This is a genomic window from Streptomyces brevispora, from assembly GCF_007829885.1.
GTDB classification, from domain to species: Bacteria; Actinomycetota; Actinomycetes; order Streptomycetales; family Streptomycetaceae; genus Streptomyces; species Streptomyces brevispora.
Genome location: NZ_VIWW01000003.1, coordinates 283,541 through 300,354, shown reverse-complemented (window position 1 = coordinate 300,354; position 16,814 = coordinate 283,541). Strand labels below are relative to the sequence as shown.

Sequence of the window (16,814 nt, the reverse complement as noted above, 5' to 3'; positions counted from 1 at the left end):
CGGCAGATCTACACCCAGCCACCCGAGACGACAGGGCGGGCGACAAGGCGGGCGGCGGCCCGGTTGCGCACCGACAGAGCATGGCGAATCACCCATATTGCAGACACACGCGCCCAGTTAGCGTTCATCGATATCCGAATGATCATCGAAGATGACTGAACCATTAGATATTCGAGCAAGCATGGACACACTCACACTCACACTCACGCTCGCTTGTTGCGCTGAAAGCTCCTACCTTTGCCACGCTCAAGTCAAGCGTCAGCAGTGCTCGCGTCATCCTGAAGAGAACTCAACGGACCCGCCGGTGGAAGGCGACCCTCACCACCATGGCCGCCACCGTGACACTGACAGGATCTGGGCATGTGCCTTGACGCGATACGCCGAAGCAACCGCACGCACACCGAGTACAGGGCCACGCTCACCCCCCGCGACGGCAGCACCGGTTCCCACCCAAGGATCTGGGCGCTCTCACGCCTCCCACGTCGAGTGCAGGCGGTCGGACTCATCGCTGAGCATGCCCATCATGACGAGATCCTGGTGTGCCGACCGGCGAAGAGCACGTGTGATCGCGCAAGCGCACCTCCTCGACGCAGCCGAGTCGGTCGGCATTGAAGCGCCAACAATGTTTCGCTCTCCAACCGTCTGCTACCTGGCACCTCACGGATGCGGCTCGTCACTGCGGCCGTCGAGCACAGCGCGCTCGGCGCGGCCCGCCTCGATGAGCCGGACCTGTCGCACCCGCCCGTCCCCGGGGTGCGGTTCCACTGTGACCAGACCGTCGGTCTCCAGGGAGCGCAGCAGCCGGCCGAGGTACCCGGAGTCAAGCCCGAGACGCTCGCGCAGTCGCCATACGTCCTGACCCTGTTATCCGGTCTCCCACAGGAGCCGGGCCTCGCCGATGGGCCGGCCACGGGCGAGGTAGTGGTCTTGGAGCGCACCCACGCGCTCGGTGACGGTGCGGTTGAACTGCCGCACCTGGTCGATCTGCCCCGCATCCATTCTCTGACCCTAGTCAGAGATACTCCTGCTGGACCAGAGGCGCGACACGGCCACTGGCGAGCCGGCCGGACGCATTCCCTCGCACCAAGGTGCGGGCCGAGAGCAAACCAACAGACGCCGTCAGCCGACCGGGCACCATCGGCGCGCCGCCGGCCGCCGCCGGGACGTGGCAGCCACTCCCACGGATTGAAACCGTTCAATCAAGCAACTCACCTGCACCGCAATACATTTGGAGGGCGCACGCTCGAGCGACGCCCCATCAAGAAACTCCCTGCACACTCATTGACCCCCACCTCTCCCGCCCATACGTTCAGCTACGTTCACCGCATGAATCGATTCATCAATTCTATGTGAGGGGCCTCAGTGATCAGCAGGAGGAACATCCTGACGAGCGCGGCTGCCACGGTGGGCGCCGTGGCAGCCGGAGTCGGACCAGCCGTGGCCGCACCGGCGCCGACACCCTCCCGGGCGCATACGCAGCACGGTGCACCACGCGTCACCACGCCGACCGTGGAGTACGTTCAGCGCCCCCTGGGACTCGACACTCCACACCCTCGGCTGAGCTGGCCGATCGCCTCGGACGAGACGAACGTGCGCCAGAGCGCCTATCGGATCCGGGTCGCGTCCAGTGAGTCCGGCCTGTCGCACCCGGACGTCTGGGACAGCGGGAAGGTCATGTCCGGCGAGTCCGTCCTCGTCCCCTACGCAGGCCCTCAACTGAAGCCGAGAACACGCTACTTCTGGTCCGTTCGAGTGTGGGACACGGACGGAGGCGAGTCCGGCTGGAGCGCGCCTTCGTGGTGGGAGACCGGCCTCATGGACCCCGCCCAGTGGTCCGCCGCATGGGTGTCCGCGCCGTCGGCCCTCACGGACGCGCCGTCACTGGAGAACAGCACCTGGATCTGGTTCCCCGAGGGCGAGCCGGCCAACAGCGCCCCGGCGGACACCCGTTGGTTCCGCCGCACCATCGATGTCGCCGACGGGACGACCGCCGCGACCCTCGCCATCAGCGCGGACAACGTGTACGCCGTCTCCGTGAACGGCACCGAGGTCGCACATACCGATCTGGCGACCGACAATGAGGGCTGGCGCCACCCGGCGGTCATTGACGTCCTCGCGCAGCTGCGTCCCGGAAAGAACGTCGTCGCGGTGTCGGCGGCCAACGCGAGCGAAGGTCCTGCCGGCCTGATCGCCACGCTCTCCCTGAACACGGCGTCCGGCGAGCAGAGCGTCGTCACCGACGCCTCCTGGAAGTCGACGGACAAGGAGCCCCCAGCTGACTGGCGCGGCCTCGGCTTCGACGACAGCGGCTGGCCGGCGGCGAAGGAGGCGGCCGCATGGGGTGCCGCGCCGTGGGGCAAGGTCGCCGCGGCGGTGTTCGCGGCCAACCAGCTGCGGCGCGAGTTCACGCTGCCGCGGAAGAAGGTCGCGCGGGCCCGCCTGTACGCCACGGCTCTCGGCCTGTACGAGGCCCATCTCAACGGCCGCCGCGTGGGCCGCGATCAGCTCGCCCCGGGCTGGACCGACTACCGCGAGCGCGTCCAGTACCAGACGTACGACGTCACCTCGCTCCTTCGGCCCGGCGCGAATGCCATCGGTGCGTACGTGGCGCCGGGCTGGTACGCGGGCAATGTCGGCATGTTCGGGCCCCACCAGTACGGCGAACGACCTGCACTGCTGGCCCAGTTGGATATCGATTACACGGACGGTACGAGCCGGCGCATCACGTCGGACACGAACTGGCGGGCCGCCTCCGGGCCGATCCTCACCGCCGACCTGCTCAGCGGTGAGACGTACGACGCGCGCAAGGAGACCGCCGGCTGGACCTCGCCCGGCTTCGACGACCGGACCTGGTCCGAGGTACGTGGCGCGGGCGAGGCCGCACCCGGCCTGATCGTCGCGCAGGTGGACGGCCCGGTCCGGGTGGCCAAGGAGCTTCCCGCCAAGAAGGTGACCGAGCCCGCGCCGGGCGTCTTCGTCTTCGACCTGGGCCAGAACATGGTCGGCTCGGTGCGGCTGCGCATCTCGGGCGACGCGGGGACGACGGTACGGCTGAGGCACGCCGAGGTCCTCAATCCGGACGGCACCATCTACACCGCGAACCTTCGCACCGCCGCGGCCACCGACACCTACGTCCTCAAGGGCGGCGGCGCCGAGACGTACGAGCCGCGCTTCACCTTCCACGGATTTCGTTACGTCGAGGTGACCGGTCTCCCCGGCACTCCCCCGGCCAATGCCCTGACCGGCCGCGTCATGCATACGTCCGCGCCGTTCACGTTGGACTTCGAGACCGACGTCCCGATGCTCAACAAACTCCACAGCAACGTCACTTGGGGCCAGCGGGGCAACTTCCTCTCCGTCCCGACGGACACGCCCGCACGCGACGAGCGTCTGGGGTGGACGGGTGACATCAACGTCTTCGCACCGACGGCCGCGTACACGATGGAGTCGGCCCGCTTCCTCACGAAGTGGCTCGTGGACCTGCGGGACGCCCAGACCGCCGAGGGCGCCTTCACGGACGTGGCGCCCATCGTCGGCAATATCGGCAACGGCGCAGCCGGCTGGGGCGACGCGGGCGTCACGGTCCCCTGGTCGCTGTACCGGGCGTACGGGGACCGGCAGGTCCTCAAGGACTCCTGGCCTTCCGTCCGAGCCTGGTTGTCGTTCCTGGAGAAGAACAGCGACGGCCTGCTCCGGCCGGCCGGTGGGTACGGCGACTGGCTGAACGTCTCCGACGAGACGCCGAAGGACGTCGTCTCCACCGCGTACTTCGCGCACAGTGCCGATCTCGCGGCCCGGACGGCCACGGAGCTCGGCGAGGACCCCGCCCCTTACCTCGACCTCTTCGCACGCATACGCGAGGCGTTCCAGGGCGCGTACGTCACCGCCGAAGGAAAGGTGAAGGGTGACACGCAGACGGCGTACGTCCTCTCCCTGTCGATGGGCCTGCTGCCCGACGCTCTGCGGGCTTCGGCGGCCGACCGGCTCGTCGCACTGATCGAGGCCAAGGACTGGCACCTGTCGACGGGCTTCCTCGGAACGCCCCGGCTGCTGCCGGTCCTCACCGACACCGGGCACACCGATGTCGCCTACCGCCTGCTTCAGCAGCGCTCCTTCCCGAGCTGGGGCTACCAGATCGACAAGGGCTCCACCACGATGTGGGAGCGCTGGGACTCCATCCAGCCGGACGGCGGCTTCCAGACGCCGGACATGAACTCCTTCAACCACTACGCCTACGGATCGGTCGGCGAGTGGATGTACACGAACATCGCCGGCATCTCGGCGAGCCGGCCCGGTTTCCGCGAGATCGTCATCCGTCCGCGGCCGGGCGGCGAGGTCACATCGGCCCGCGCCACGTTCGCCTCGGTCTACGGCCCCGTCTCCACCCAGTGGAAGCTGCGGTCCGGCGGCATCGACCTGAGGTGCACCGTGCCTCCCAACACGACCGCGGAGGTATGGGTCCCCACGGACAGCCCGGACTCGGTGACCCACACCCGTGCAACGTTCCTGCGCGAGGAGGGGGGCTGCGCGGTGTACCGCGTCGGTTCCGGGAACCACCGCTTCGGCGTGTAGGACGTCTCGTCACATCGACCCCGGCGTAAGTTAGTTGCCCAATACACCGAGAATGAGGGAGACACACCTGTGCCGATCCCGCTCGGTCTTGGCCTTCCGCAGATGAAGCAGTACGACCTCGGCCGCGACGTGGCAGACGTGGCACGGGCCGCGGAAGCGGTCGGGTACGAGAGTCTGTGGGTGTTCGAGCGGGTTCTGTTTCCCGAGCCGGCCACCCAGGGGCTTTACGGGGTCCCGGGGCTGGCCTGGCCCGATCAGTACCGCAGCGTCACCGACCCGCTGGTCACCCTGACCCTGGCCGCCGCGGCAACCGGCCGGGCCCGGCTCGGGACCAGTATTCTCGTCGCGCCCCTGCATGTGCCCTTCCAGCTGGCCCGTTCACTCGCCTCGTTGGACGTCGCCAGCGGTGGCCGGGTGATCGCGGGGCTGGGAACCGGTTGGTCCCTGGACGAGTACGCGGCCGCATCCGTCGCTCCCTTCGAGAAGCGCGGCGCGGTCCTGGACGAGCTGCTCGACGTGTGCGCGGCCGTCTGGGGCCCTGACCCCGTCTCGTACAAGGGGGATCTCACGACGATCGCCCCGGCCGAGGTGGGGCCCAAACCGGCCCGCCCCATCCCCGTGTTCCTGCCGGCGAACAGCCCCCGGGCCACTCGCCGTCTGGTCGACCGGGCCGACGGCTGGATGCCCGTCGCGATGGGTGCGTCGCAGCTGGCCGAGCAGTGGCAGCGGGTGCGGGACGTCGCCGCCGAACGGGGGCGGGACCGGCCGGTGGGTGTCTGTGCCCGTGCCAACGCGCGGTACAGCGCCGAACCGTTGGGGAGCCGGGACCGGAAGTCGTTCCACGGCAGTGTCGCGCAGATCGTCGAGGACCTGGTGGCACACGCCGCCACGGGCGTACCGGAGTTCATCCTGGACCTCCAGGGCACGACTCGTGACGCCGCAGAACTCATCGGCGTGGCGACCGCGGTGTACGAGGCCGCGCGAGCCGCCGGAGTCTGAGCCGGACCGGAGGCGGACGGTCCTGAGCAGGGCGCGCTGCTCGCCGACTCGGTGGGACAGGCAGTGCTGGTGGTCCTGGACTCACTGGCGCAGGCGGAGCACGGCCCGTGACCCACCCGTCCGGAGGCCTCGTTGTCATACCCCTGTGGCAGGGTTTTTCCAGGGCGCCGGACCGGGTGTCCTCATGACACTGCGGATGCGGCCGTACGGCTGCCGAAAGGGCGCACGCCATGTCCGGTACCTACGAAGCCCGTACCTCCCTGGCCGCTGTCGCGGCATTGCTCGCTCCGGCCCATGAGGCTGTCGCCGCGCGGGTACTGCACGCGCACGACGACCCCGCGGGCTACGTGCGCGACCATGCCGCCGTATTGGAGGACCGGGGTATCGATGGGCCCGTGCCCGACCTCGCCTGGATAGCGCTCGTCGACGCGCTCGCCGACCACCGGCTGCTGGCGGAACTGGACTGGAAGGAGGACTCCGAGGAGATCCGATCCCAGCTGCGGGGTCTCGCGTCCCGGCCCTCGGTGGATCCCTGGGTGCTGGTCGGGGCGGACGACATGCTCCTGCCGACCCACGAGTTCCTGGAGGCCCGTGATCGACACTTCCGCGACGTCGGTGCGGCGCTTGCCGTCCTCGACATCGAATCGGACTGCTACCCGGTGGTGTGCCTGCGGGCCGCACGGGTGGCGGAGCTGACCGCTCTCGCAGCCTGCGCGGGCTTCACCACACAAGGTTTCGGCGCCTGATTCGGGATCCGGCCCATGGTTCGGAATCACGTGGGAAGCAAAGGGTCGCGGCGGCAGCGCGAATAGGTCCGTGGCGCCACGCGGCGGGCCTTCGGGGAACCGTTCACTCCGGGTGCACGGAGCTGCCCGGTCTCCGCCGCGCCATGCCCCGGGTTCAGTAGCCGGCCGGGCGTATCAGGCCGGTCTCGTAGGCGAAAACGGCGGCCTGGGTCCTGTCCCGGAGCCCCAGCTTGACCAGGATCCGGCCGACGTGGGTCTTGACCGTCTGTTCCGCGACCACCAGGTTCGCTGCTATCTCGGCGTTCGAGAGTCCCTGTGCGATGAGGGACAGGACCTCGGTCTCGCGTTCCGTCAGAACACCCGCTCGGCCCTTTTCCGGGGTGCGGGGTGTCCGGGTGACGCGGGAGAACTCGGCGATGACGCGCTTGGTGATGTTCGGTGCGAGGAGGGCGTCACCTGCCGCCACCACCCTCACCGCTTGGGCGAGTTCGGCCACCGAGGCGTCCTTGAGGAGGAATCCGGAGGCACCGGCGCGCAGCGCCTCGTACACGTACTCGTCGAGGTCGAATGTGGTCAGGACGAGGACCTTGACGGTGGATCCGGCGGGCGCGGTGATGCGTCGCGTCGCCTCGATACCGCCGAGTCCGGGCATGCGGATGTCCATCAGCACGACGTCGGGCGTGAGTTCGGCGACCTTGGTCACGGCGTCCAGGCCGTCGACCGCCTGGCCGACGACCTCGATCCCGGGCTCGGCGTCAAGAAGGACCGTGAAGCCCTGGCGGACCATCATCTGGTCGTCGGCGATGACAACACGGATGGTCATACGGGTTCCTCCAGGGGAAGTAGCGCCACAACTTCGTAACCGCCTTCGGGAGTGGGCCCGTTGGTGAAGTCCCCGGCCAGCATGGCGGTGCGCTCCCGCATGCCGAGCAGTCCGTGACCGATGTGGCGCGGGGGCGGGACCGGCTCGTCCGGCGCGGAGTTGGTGATCCGGACGGTAACGCAGTTCGTCCCGTATCCGATCCCCACGCGTACCGCGGTTCCGGGCGCGTGCCGCAGGGCGTTGCTGAGGGACTCCTGCACGATACGGAACGCGGAGAGGTCGACGCCGGGCGGGATGGGCCGCGGTGTGCCTGTGAGGTCGGTGGTGACCCTGAGGCCCGCCGCTCGCACATTGGCGAGCAGTTCGGGCAGGCGGTCGAGGGTGGGCTGGGGGGTGTGTCGCGCGTCGGCGGACAGGGGGTCCTCGGAGCGGAGCACACCGAGGACGCGGCGCAGTTCGGTGAGTGCGTCGACGGCGTTCTCGCGGATGCCCGCGAGGTTCTCCTTGAGCTCGTCGGACGGATTCTCCACGAGGTGCGGGGCGACCTGGGCCTGGATGGAGATCACCGACATGTGATGGGCGACCACGTCGTGAAGTTCGCGGGCGATGCGGTTGCGCTCCTCCAGGAGGGTGCGGCGGTTGCGTTCCTCTGCGGTGCGTTCCTCCTGCGCCACGAGTTCGGTGCGGGCGACCTGACGGCCGCGCAGCGCAGCGCCGACCACGACGACCGCGGTGAGGACGGCCACGGCGACACGGGTGTCGGCGGTAGGAGCGACGAAGCCGTGCGGGGCGCAGGCCAGGCTCACCAGGATGCTGAGGCTGAGTGCCTCGACGGCGATGCGGGGGCGCAGCCGCAGCGCCATCAGCAGCAGGACCCCGGCCTGTACGACGATTCCGGGCCCGGTCCAGGGCAGTGGCGCGTCGACTGCCCCGAACCTCGCGGTCAGCGCGACAACGGTCATGACGGCGGTCACCGCCCACCAGGCGGGAACCGGCCGGTACAGGGCGGCGATGAGAGCCACGGACTGGATCCCGCCGAGAAGGACGGCGTCCCAGGAGTCCATCCCGTACTGCCACACAAGGGTGTTGATGCTGAAGGCGGCGATCGGCACCGTGCACACCACGAGTGGAACCAGGAGGGCCGGGAGCCAGTCGTGCAGTCCGGGCCGTTTCGAACGGGGCGGTGGGTCGATGGCCGTGGTCCACAGGTCGTGGGCCAAGATGCGCGGCAACGCCTTCACACGTCCTGTCAGCAGCGCCCCGGCCCCCGCCCATTCCCTACGCATGGCTCCCACCCTAGGCACGGTGCGCCTCCTCGGTCCGGCTGGGTCGCCCTTCCCGCACCACCGTGGTGCCTTGCTGCCGTCGCTGTTCGTACGTTCTGAACGCCGCCCAGCACACGGCCAGGGCGACGGCGAAGGCCGGTAGCCAGAGAAGCCGGGCGATGATCCACTGCGCGCCGTCGGGACGGGTGTGCAGGCCCGTCAGAGCACGACCGGTGAGCAGGCCGGTCGCCGTCACCGCCATCATCGCCGTCTGGTGCCAGAGGAAGACGGTCATGGCACTGAGGTTGACCAGGGCCACGGCCGCCCATGCGGCGGGCCTCACGAGTACCCGCCGCAGCGGGCCCAGCAGGAGCAGCGCCGCACCGCACTGGGCGAGGCCGAAGGTGACCGCGGCCAGGGTGGGCGGGTCGAGATTCGAGATGCCGGCGCCCGGTACTCCGACCATGGCCGCGGGGTATCCGGCGAACAGGACCAGCAGAGCGGTGGCGGTCGCGCCGCCGATGAGCAGGGTCCAGCCGGTCGTACGGGACCGCAGGTCCCCGCGGGCCCAGGCCGTGCCGAGGCAGTACGGGACGAGCCAGCCCGCGGCCACATTGATCCAGCCGAGCCGGTCGGGGCCGTCGAGCCCGAGCCTGATGATGTCGACGTGGAGGACCACGACTACGGGCCACAAGGGGTGGAGCCGGGTGACGAGCGGGGTCAGCGCGGTGAGTGCGGCGAGGACCAGCAGGAACCAGAGGGGTGAGAGGACGAGTTCCAGCAGCGCGTGCAGGTTGTCGTAGCCGACTCCGGAGGCGAGCATCGTGCCTGCCGTCACGGCCCAGACCACCAGCAGCGCCGCGACCGGCCGAAACAGCCGGGCCGTCCTGGCGCCGAGCCAGCGACCGTAGGTGGTGCCCCGGGCACGGGCCGACGCATAGCTCTTGGCCGCCACCTGCCCGCCCACCAGGAAGAACACCGCGAGCGTCTGGAATACCCAGGAGACCGGGGCGAGTTCGGGTAAGTACTGGAGCGGGCCGGCAACATGGACGGTGCCGCTGTCGATGACGAGAGCGGTCACCAGCCAATGGCCGAGTACGACTCCGAGGATGGCGAGGGCGCGCAGCGCGTCGACGGCCCGGTCGCGGTGGTACGGGGTGGCTGCGTCGATCCGCCGGATGAACTCACGCATGCCGGCTCCTCCCGGAGGGTGCGGTGCCCGAGACGATGCGGGCGATGTTCTTGAGGGGTACGGAGCCGGGCTTGAGGTAGTCGCTGTGTCCGCCGGTTCCGGCGTCGAAGGTGTGGGCGCCGAACTTCCGCGACATCGGGTCCGGTCCGAAGCCGATGGAGACGAAGGGGAGGTGGAGACGGGTGTGCGGAATGCCGGCGATCCAGTCGTCCGCTCCCCGGCCGGCCCAGACGGTGGTACGGGTGTGCAGCGCGCGGACGTTGCCGGCCCCGGTCCCGGGGCTGGCGCACAGGACGACGGCGGCGACTCCCCGCAGGCCGGGCGCGGCGCGGGCGCAGACGACCGAACCGTAGGAGTGGCAGAGCAGGGAGATCCTGGCCGCCGGTCCGACGGTGTGCAACTCGCCGGTGAACTGCCTGAGCAGGGGAGCGGCCGCCTCGGCGCGTCCGGTGGTGAGGACCGCGGGGCTCACCGTGACAGGTGTTTTGTAGCCGAGCCACGCGACGACGGCAGACCTCCCGCCCAACTCCTTTCGCAGGGTGGCGGAATCGTTCCTCAGGCGCCAGTACCTGTCGAGGTCGGTGTCGGCGCCCGGCACGATGACGGCGATCCGTTCGGCCTGTGCCAGGTCCCCGAAGACCTCGGCGGTGCGGCCGCCGTCGCGGCCGTCGAAGAGGAGGAAGTGGCGACGGGGATCCGCCATGGCGCGCAGCGCCGCGGCCCGTCTCCGGTCGCCGTGGGCCGCGGCCGTGCGCTCGGCTGCCAGGATGCCGTGACGTGTGACGGCGTAGCGTGCGTCCAGGGTGCCCGGAGCGGTGTCCCGCAGCGGGGCGAGCGCGGCCGGAGCGGGTGCCGGTACGGCTGCGGGGCGGGAGGCTCCGGACACGGGCACGGCGACCGAGGTGGCGATGAGCGCGGCCAACAGGGCGCGGCGCAGGCGGCTGTTGCGAGGGCGGACGCGCATGGGGTGAGTCCTTCCGTACCGGATGTGCTTCGTGGTTCCGGTACGAAAGTTATGAACCGCGCCCTGTAGTCGGCGTCCCTCCACGGATCGCACCTGTCGTGTAGCTCCGAAGTACTACGGGTAGGGCGAGCGGGGCGGTGGTCCGGCCCGTGGTCCGGCGTGAGGCGTCTCTCGTCCGCCGAGGAGGCGAGTTGACGCGTCGCTGTCCGCGCGGTTTCCTGATGCGATGACTTCGATGACCGGTCTTCGGATCGAGCGGGTGGACGGCAGCGCCAAGCTCGTGGACTGGCGGTACGTCCACAACACGATCATTGCCACGGCCGTGCTGTCGCTCGCGGAGGTGGACGAGCGGGCCCGTCGCAACCGGCTGGCCGTCGCGTATCTGGGAGAAGTCGTGGTGGGTTGCTCCACCGTGCGGCCGCCCGCCCCGGACGACGCGGTGGCCACCGTGATCGCGCGGGTGCTGCCTGACCACCGTGGCCGGGGGTTCGGCGGGCAGTTGTACGCGCGGGGGCTGGCCGAAGCGCGCGCGCTCGGCGCCGATGTGATCGAGACCTGTGTCCTGGAGTCCAGCCCCGAGGGGTTGCGGTTCGCACTGGACCGTGGATTCGTCGAGACCGAGAGGTACGTACTGCCGGGTGACAGCGTGCCGTTCATCGACCTCCGCCTGGCCTGACGCCCTTTTTCGCCGGGACGTGGCGCTCTGCGGTGGGCGCAGAGCGCCGGCTGTCAGGCCTGCAGAGCGGCGAGTTCGCGCACCGTCGCCATGTCGCTGAACGGGATCAGCTGTTCGCCGACGGTCTGGTACGGCTCGCTGCCCTTCCCCGCCACCAGCACGATGTCGTCGGGTCCGGCGGCCCCGAGGGCGAAGGCGATCGCGGTGCGCCGGTCCGCGTGGCGTTCGAACCTGGTTCCGGTGCCCTCCAGGCCCGGGGCGATCTGGTCCATGATCGCTTCGGGGTCCTCGTTCCTGGGGTTGTCCGAGGTCAGGACGCACAGGTCGGAGCGGGTCCCGGCGATCTCGCCCATCCGGGCCCGCTTGGTGACGTCCCGGTCTCCCCCGCACCCGAAGACGGTGATGACCCGGCCCCGCGAGAAATCCCGGACGGCGCCGAGAACCTTGTCCAGGGAGTCCGGTGAGTGCGCGTAGTCCACGATCACCGCGGTGCCGCGCGGCGTCTCGAAGCGTTCGAGCCGCCCGGGGACCGGAGGCATCCTGTCGAGTGCGGCCACCAGCCCGGCGAGGTCGTGGCCCAGGACGTGGCAGGCCGCCACGGAGGCCAGCGCGTTGGACACGGAGAACCGTCCCGGTACGGGGATCGCCGCAGGGTACTTGCTGCCCTCGTGGTGAAGGGTGAAGCGGGTACCGAAGGCGTTCATGCTCAGGTCCGTGGCCCGGTAGTCCGCCTCCGCGTCGATGCCGTACGTGGTGACCATGCCCGGCATCGTGGGGGCGATGGCGGCGCCCACGGGGTCGTCCGCGTTGACCACGGCGCTCCGGCACAGCCCCTGGAAGAGGCGGAGCTTGGCGTCGCGGTAGTTCTCCATGGTGCCGTGGTCGTCCAGGTGGTCCTGCGTCAGATTGGTGAAGATACCCACGTCGAGGAAGGCATGGTCCACCCGGTGGTGCAGCAGGCCCATCGAAGTCGCTTCCAGGACCACGGTGCCGACCTCGTGGTCACGCATGTGCCCCAGGAGGTACTGGAAGTCCGGCGATTCCGGTGTGGTCAGGACAGAGCGGGGCATCGGGATGAGTTCGTCACCGATCCGGCTGCCGGCGGTGCCGATCACTCCGACTCTCGCGCCCTCGGCGATCCTGAGCACGGACTCGACCATGTACGAGACCGAGGTCTTCCCGTTCGTGCCGGTGACGGCCACCATGTCCATGTTCCGGCCGGGTTCTCCGTGGTAACGGGAGGTGATGACCGCCGCTGCCGTACGGGTGTCCGCCACCCGCACCACGCACGTGCCGGTGAGCGATGCCTGCACCGCCGTCAGGATGTCCGGTGCCTCGCTGTCCACCAGCACGGCCACGGCACCCCGCGCCAGGGCCGGACCGACGGCCTCGGGACCGCCTTCGCGATGGCCGGGCACAGCGATGTACAGCGATCCCGGTGTCACGCGGTGGGCGTCGAAGCAGGCTCCGGCGGTGATCTGGGTCTCCGGATCACCGAGGAGGACCTCGTGATCGTGCCCGGCCAGCAACTCCCTCAGATTCATGCAGGATCCTTTCGAGAATGCGGCTCGGCCCCCGTCGGCCGCCGCCGTGGGGTTGCCGACGGCGCGTCGCGGGGGCTGCGCATGGTGTGGGGTGCTGCGGTGCGCAGCAAAGGCGGTGGAAGAACTCCGGTCGCGGAGCGGGAGAGCACGGCCGGAAACGGAATCCGGAGGCGGAGCAACGTCGCGGCACGGCCGGCTGCGGGTGGGTCCCGGTCAGCCGTGACCGTGCACGGCACGGCAACGCGCCTCGGGGGCGACAGGGCCCAGCAGGTCAGGTGCCTGTCGCAGGCACTCCCTCACCGCTTCTTTGTGACCCATAAGTGGAGTGTACGTCCCAGGGACCGCGCTGGATCCCCGTCGTCGTTCCGGCCGGGAGCAGGAGTGGTCCCGGTGAGGGCGCGAGCGGCGCGCGGACCGGTGCACGCGAGAGTGTTCCCGGCGGCGGTACCCGCCGTGGTGGCCGGTCGCACGTGAAGGGCCTGTCGCGCGAAAGCGGCGTGCTTCGCGCGACAGGCCCTCGGGACCGGTCGGGGTGATCAGGCCGTGTGGAGCGTCAGCCCGTACCGGTTCAGGATCTCGTTGATCGGCTGGTGCCAGGTCTCGCCGCCCGAGGTGCAGTTGCCCCAGCCGCCCGAGGTGACTCCCTGGGCCTGGTCGCCGCTGATGAAGGAGCCGCCCGAGTCGCCCGGCTCCGCGCACACGCTGGTCTTGGTCATCTGGTAGACCGCGCCCTGGCTGTAGTTCACCGTTTCGTTGGTGGCCAGTACGTTGCCGCAGTGCCAGTGCGAGGTGGATCCGGAACGGCATATCGAGGCGCCGACGGGGGCCGCGGCGGAGCCGCGTACGAGCTGATCCGAGACGGTGCCCCAGCCGAGGACCACGGGAACGGTCCACCATCCGTTGCCCACACTGACCCAGGCATAGTCGTCACCCGGGAAGGACGACCCCTGGAAGTTCCCGATGGCGGAGCCGTCCCACCCTCTGACGCCCGCACCCGCCTGTCCGCAGTGTCCGGCGGTGACGAAGCCGCCGTACACGGAGAAGCCGATGGAGCACCGTACGTTCCCTGTGTAGTACGGGTCTCCGCCCACGGTCCCGGCGGCGAAGGTCTGCGGTGCCCGGGCGGTCTGCTCGACGACGACCGGTCCGGCCTCGCGGGCCCGCTCGACGAACTTCCGGACATCGTTGTCACCCTGCGCCGAGGCGACGATGTTGACGACGACCTTGTTGGCCTCCGGGTCGACGTGCCAGCTACTGACCCCGGCGGGGGCGTCGAGCTTGTCGATCCGTGCCTTGACCGCGTCGAGCCGGCGCGCGGTGTGTGTCACCAGGCGGACTGCCGCACCGGTCGCCCGTACAGCCGCTTTCTGCTTGTTACTGGTGACGGCCACGGTGAGTCCGCCGGTCGACGGGTCGTACCAGGAGCCGCCGTACGCCGCTCCGGCGGCGCGCTTCGCCTTTCCCTGTATCGCGGTCGCGGTCTTCTCCGCGGACAGCCTCGCCCTGGCTTGGCTTTCCGTCAGTCCGAGGTCCTTCCGCATGGCGGCCAGCAGTCCGGCGGACGCCGGGGGCGCGTCGGAGACGGCGCGGTTTGCGGTGGCGGGGGTGTCGGCGGCGGAGGCGGCGGGGAAGCCCGCGCCCGCCCAGGCTCCGACGAGGAGCACGGCGGACAGAGCGGTCCGTAAAGCTGTGATGCGTCTCAAGGCATTGGCCCTTCTGTTGTTCCGACGACGTGGGGAGGAACAGCAGGCATCCGGGAGACGTCTCGCCTGAGAGCGCTCTCAGAGTGTGCCGCTCCGGACTGTAGCCCAGAGTTGTTTGCAGGTCCATGCCAATGTACGGGTGGCGGACGGCTCAGCCGTCGAGCGGGCGTACCCTCCGACCGATCCGAACTCGCCCTACAGACAGGACAGATGGAAGCGGGGTGGTGACGCCGAAGGTGCGTCACGGGCCTCAGGGCCGCAGGGGTCGGTATCCGAAGCTCCGCCACAGTGTGCGGATCGTTTCGCTGTCCGACCAGTGGCCGGGGGCAGGTGCCGCGGTGGTATCTGTTGTCTCCCAGGTCCGGACCGGCCCGCCGGAGGTGCCGAGCGGCTCCCACCCCGGCTCGCCGGTGACCGCGAATCCGGCCCAGGCGGCGGTCATCCGGTCCGAGAGGTGATGGTCCGCGGCCGTCGGCGGACCGCCGATCAGGAAGCGGACGCTCTCCTCGTCGAGGTTCCCGAAGGCGAACGGGACGTCCGCGCAGTGCCAGGCGTATGCCACCGACTGCGATCCGCCCCGCTGCCGCGCGAAACGTGACAGGAAGGTACGCCCGCCGGCCCGCGCATGGGCGTCGGCGAGCCGGCTGCTGTACTCGCCGAACATCAGGTCCCCGTACAGAGCGAGATGGATGTCGCCCACGGAGGCCCCCGGCATGAGTCCGCGGTAGCCCTGCGTCAATGTGTCCGGTAGTTCGAAGTCAGCGGCGAAATCGGCGAGTTGTTCCTCCGTGGTGACCTTCGCGCTGCTGCCGACGGCGTCCAGCAGCCAGTACTCCTGGGTGGTGTGACACACGAGCAGATCGATTCCGGAGGCCGTCCCACCGGCGAGGACGGCGAGCGGATCGGCACGCAGGTGCACTCCGTCAGCCACCGGGCCGTAGATGACCGGGTCCCAGTGGTGACGTCCGGAGACCGGGTTCTGCCGGTATCCGTCCACCACGGCGTCGGATGCCTTCACCAGCCTCTGCGGCGAGGCGGCCGCCAGCCCGGCGCGCGTTGCGGGGACCGCAGCCTCGGCGGCCACCTTCTGCATGAAGTGCTCGGCGAGTTCCGGTGAGAAGCTGGGGCCGACCGCGCTGTGCGCTATCGCGCGCCGGAACAGACCTCGCGCGCCGTCCATGGCCATCAGGCAGGCCACCGATGTCGCCCCGGAGGACTGCCCGGCCACGGTGACGTTCTCCGGAGTCCCGCCGAAGGCCGCGATGTTGTCGCGCACCCATGTCAGGGCGGCAATCTGGTCGAGCAGCCCGCGGTTGGGCGGGCAGGGGTCGTCGCCGTCGGCCGGGATGTGGCCGAAGCCCTCCAGCCCGAGGCGGTAGTTGAGGGTGACCACGACGAGGCCGGCGCGGGCGAGCGCGCCGCCGTCGAAGTCCGGCTGCGCACCGGACCCGAAGGTGTACTTCCCGCCGTGGATCCAGACGAGCACGGGCAGCGGGGCGCCGTCGGGGGTGCCGATACCGGTGACCGGGGTCCAGACGTTGAGGCTGAGGACGTCCTCGTCGCCGGGCGACCAGCTCGGTGCGCCCGGCAACCGTGCCGACTGCGGTGGGACGGGCCCGAAGTCCACGCAGTCGCGGATGCCGGCCCAGGGCCTGCGGGGGCGTGGCGCCCGGAACCGGTTCGCTCCGAACGGTGGCTCGGCATAGGGGATTGCGAGGACGGCGACGACACCCCGGTCCGCGCCTCGTCCCCGTACCTGCCCGCACGTCGTATCGAAGACACTCCTCAACGCTGCTCTGCCGCCCTTCGCTCCCCGCCCCGGCCGGGCACGGTGATCAGGATGGCAGAGCCCGTGGTCACGGCGCGAACGAAATAGCGGTCACCGCGAGAAGCGCGTCGACGAGCCCGGAGGGCGCGGGTTCGTCGTCCAGGGACGATCCGATTTACGCGCCGCCCTTGCGTTTGTCACAGAGGTCGAAGCCCGACGGCGGAGAGCAGCACGAAGCCGCCGATGAACGCGGCCGTGATGGGCTCCAGTTCGAAGCTGGTTCCGGCCTGAGGCTCGGCGGCGATCGTGCCGCGACGAAATCGGGAACACACCGTAGCCGACCGGTGTCAGGATGAACGAGGGGATGCCGCTTCTTCTCCTCGCTGCCGCCATCGCCGCTCTGTCCGCAGGCAGCGAGGTGGTGGGGAGGGCGGAGGACGACGAGCACCGTGGCGGTCCGTGCGGCGAGCAGGACGGTCGCGGTGCGTGAGGTGCGCATGTCGAATCGACCTCCGGGTGCGAGGGAATCAGCTGGGCGCGTCGAGTATCCCTTCATCGGGCG

Annotated in this window: 13 protein-coding genes and 1 pseudogene; 5 read left to right on the top strand and 9 right to left on the bottom strand. The window is 69.9% G+C overall.

The window, feature by feature from the left end; all coding sequences use genetic code 11:
• Positions 1-669 precede the first annotated feature (669 nt).
• A pseudogene (locus FHX80_RS34365) lies at positions 670-999 on the bottom strand (MarR family transcriptional regulator); the annotation flags it as partial.
• A 363-nt stretch (positions 1,000-1,362) separates the two neighbouring features.
• Here FHX80_RS34365 and FHX80_RS34360 point away from each other — a divergent pair.
• The 3 genes from FHX80_RS34360 to FHX80_RS34345 all read left to right on the top strand — a co-directional run bounded on the left by FHX80_RS34360 (position 1,363) and on the right by FHX80_RS34345 (position 6,317).
• The gene (locus FHX80_RS34360; RefSeq protein WP_145768374.1) at positions 1,363-4,572 is read left to right on the top strand and encodes an alpha-L-rhamnosidase; all 3,210 of its coding nucleotides are present in this window, start codon (positions 1,363-1,365) and stop codon (positions 4,570-4,572) included.
• A 69-nt stretch (positions 4,573-4,641) separates the two neighbouring features.
• On the top strand, positions 4,642-5,571 hold the full coding sequence (locus FHX80_RS34355) for an LLM class F420-dependent oxidoreductase (protein ID WP_145768373.1): 930 nt from the start codon (positions 4,642-4,644) through the stop codon (positions 5,569-5,571).
• Between the two features lie 230 nt (positions 5,572-5,801).
• Complete coding sequence (locus tag FHX80_RS34345) at positions 5,802-6,317, top strand: DUF6630 family protein (RefSeq protein ID WP_145768372.1); 516 nt, start codon at positions 5,802-5,804, stop codon at positions 6,315-6,317.
• Positions 6,318-6,471: 154 nt separating this feature from the next.
• Here FHX80_RS34345 and FHX80_RS34340 read toward each other — a convergent pair whose 3' ends face one another.
• The 4 genes from FHX80_RS34340 to FHX80_RS34325 are packed head-to-tail and all read right to left on the bottom strand — an operon-like array spanning position 6,472 to position 10,561.
• The gene (locus FHX80_RS34340; protein ID WP_145768371.1) at positions 6,472-7,140 is read right to left on the bottom strand and encodes a response regulator; all 669 of its coding nucleotides are present in this window, start codon (positions 7,138-7,140) and stop codon (positions 6,472-6,474) included.
• Entirely contained in the window at positions 7,137-8,426 is a 1,290-nt protein-coding gene (locus FHX80_RS34335) for a sensor histidine kinase (protein ID WP_145768370.1), read from the bottom strand. Before FHX80_RS34335 ends, FHX80_RS34340 begins: the two co-directional genes overlap by 4 nt.
• 10 nt (positions 8,427-8,436) lie before the next feature.
• Positions 8,437-9,597 (bottom strand): acyltransferase family protein, encoded by a 1,161-nt coding sequence (locus FHX80_RS34330; protein WP_145768369.1) that lies wholly within the window; start codon positions 9,595-9,597, stop codon positions 8,437-8,439.
• A complete protein-coding gene (locus tag FHX80_RS34325; RefSeq protein WP_145768368.1) occupies positions 9,590-10,561 on the bottom strand; it encodes an alpha/beta hydrolase in 972 nt (323 codons plus the stop codon). The genes FHX80_RS34330 and FHX80_RS34325 overlap by 8 nt, the downstream gene beginning before the upstream one ends.
• A gap of 235 nt (positions 10,562-10,796) precedes the next feature.
• Between FHX80_RS34325 and FHX80_RS34320 the strand changes: the two genes are divergently transcribed.
• Positions 10,797-11,237, top strand: coding sequence for a GNAT family N-acetyltransferase (locus tag FHX80_RS34320; protein ID WP_145768419.1), 441 nt, complete (start codon positions 10,797-10,799; stop codon positions 11,235-11,237).
• A 53-nt stretch (positions 11,238-11,290) separates the two neighbouring features.
• Here FHX80_RS34320 and FHX80_RS34315 read toward each other — a convergent pair whose 3' ends face one another.
• The 4 genes from FHX80_RS34315 to FHX80_RS36495 form a co-directional block, all read right to left on the bottom strand.
• On the bottom strand, positions 11,291-12,781 hold the full coding sequence (locus FHX80_RS34315) for a UDP-N-acetylmuramoyl-L-alanyl-D-glutamate--2,6-diaminopimelate ligase (RefSeq protein ID WP_145768367.1): 1,491 nt from the start codon (positions 12,779-12,781) through the stop codon (positions 11,291-11,293).
• Between the two features lie 536 nt (positions 12,782-13,317).
• Entirely contained in the window at positions 13,318-14,484 is a 1,167-nt protein-coding gene (locus tag FHX80_RS34310; protein WP_145768366.1) for an alpha-lytic protease prodomain-containing protein, read from the bottom strand.
• 250 nt (positions 14,485-14,734) lie between these two features.
• Positions 14,735-16,273 (bottom strand): carboxylesterase/lipase family protein, encoded by a 1,539-nt coding sequence (locus tag FHX80_RS34305; protein WP_145768365.1) that lies wholly within the window; start codon positions 16,271-16,273, stop codon positions 14,735-14,737.
• A 176-nt stretch (positions 16,274-16,449) separates the two neighbouring features.
• Positions 16,450-16,584, bottom strand: a complete 135-nt coding sequence (locus tag FHX80_RS36495) for a hypothetical protein (protein ID WP_280118798.1) — start codon at positions 16,582-16,584, stop codon at positions 16,450-16,452.
• A gap of 32 nt (positions 16,585-16,616) precedes the next feature.
• Between FHX80_RS36495 and FHX80_RS36490 the strand changes: the two genes are divergently transcribed.
• Complete coding sequence (locus FHX80_RS36490; RefSeq protein WP_280118797.1) at positions 16,617-16,742, top strand: hypothetical protein; 126 nt, start codon at positions 16,617-16,619, stop codon at positions 16,740-16,742.
• Positions 16,743-16,814: the final 72 nt, after the last annotated feature.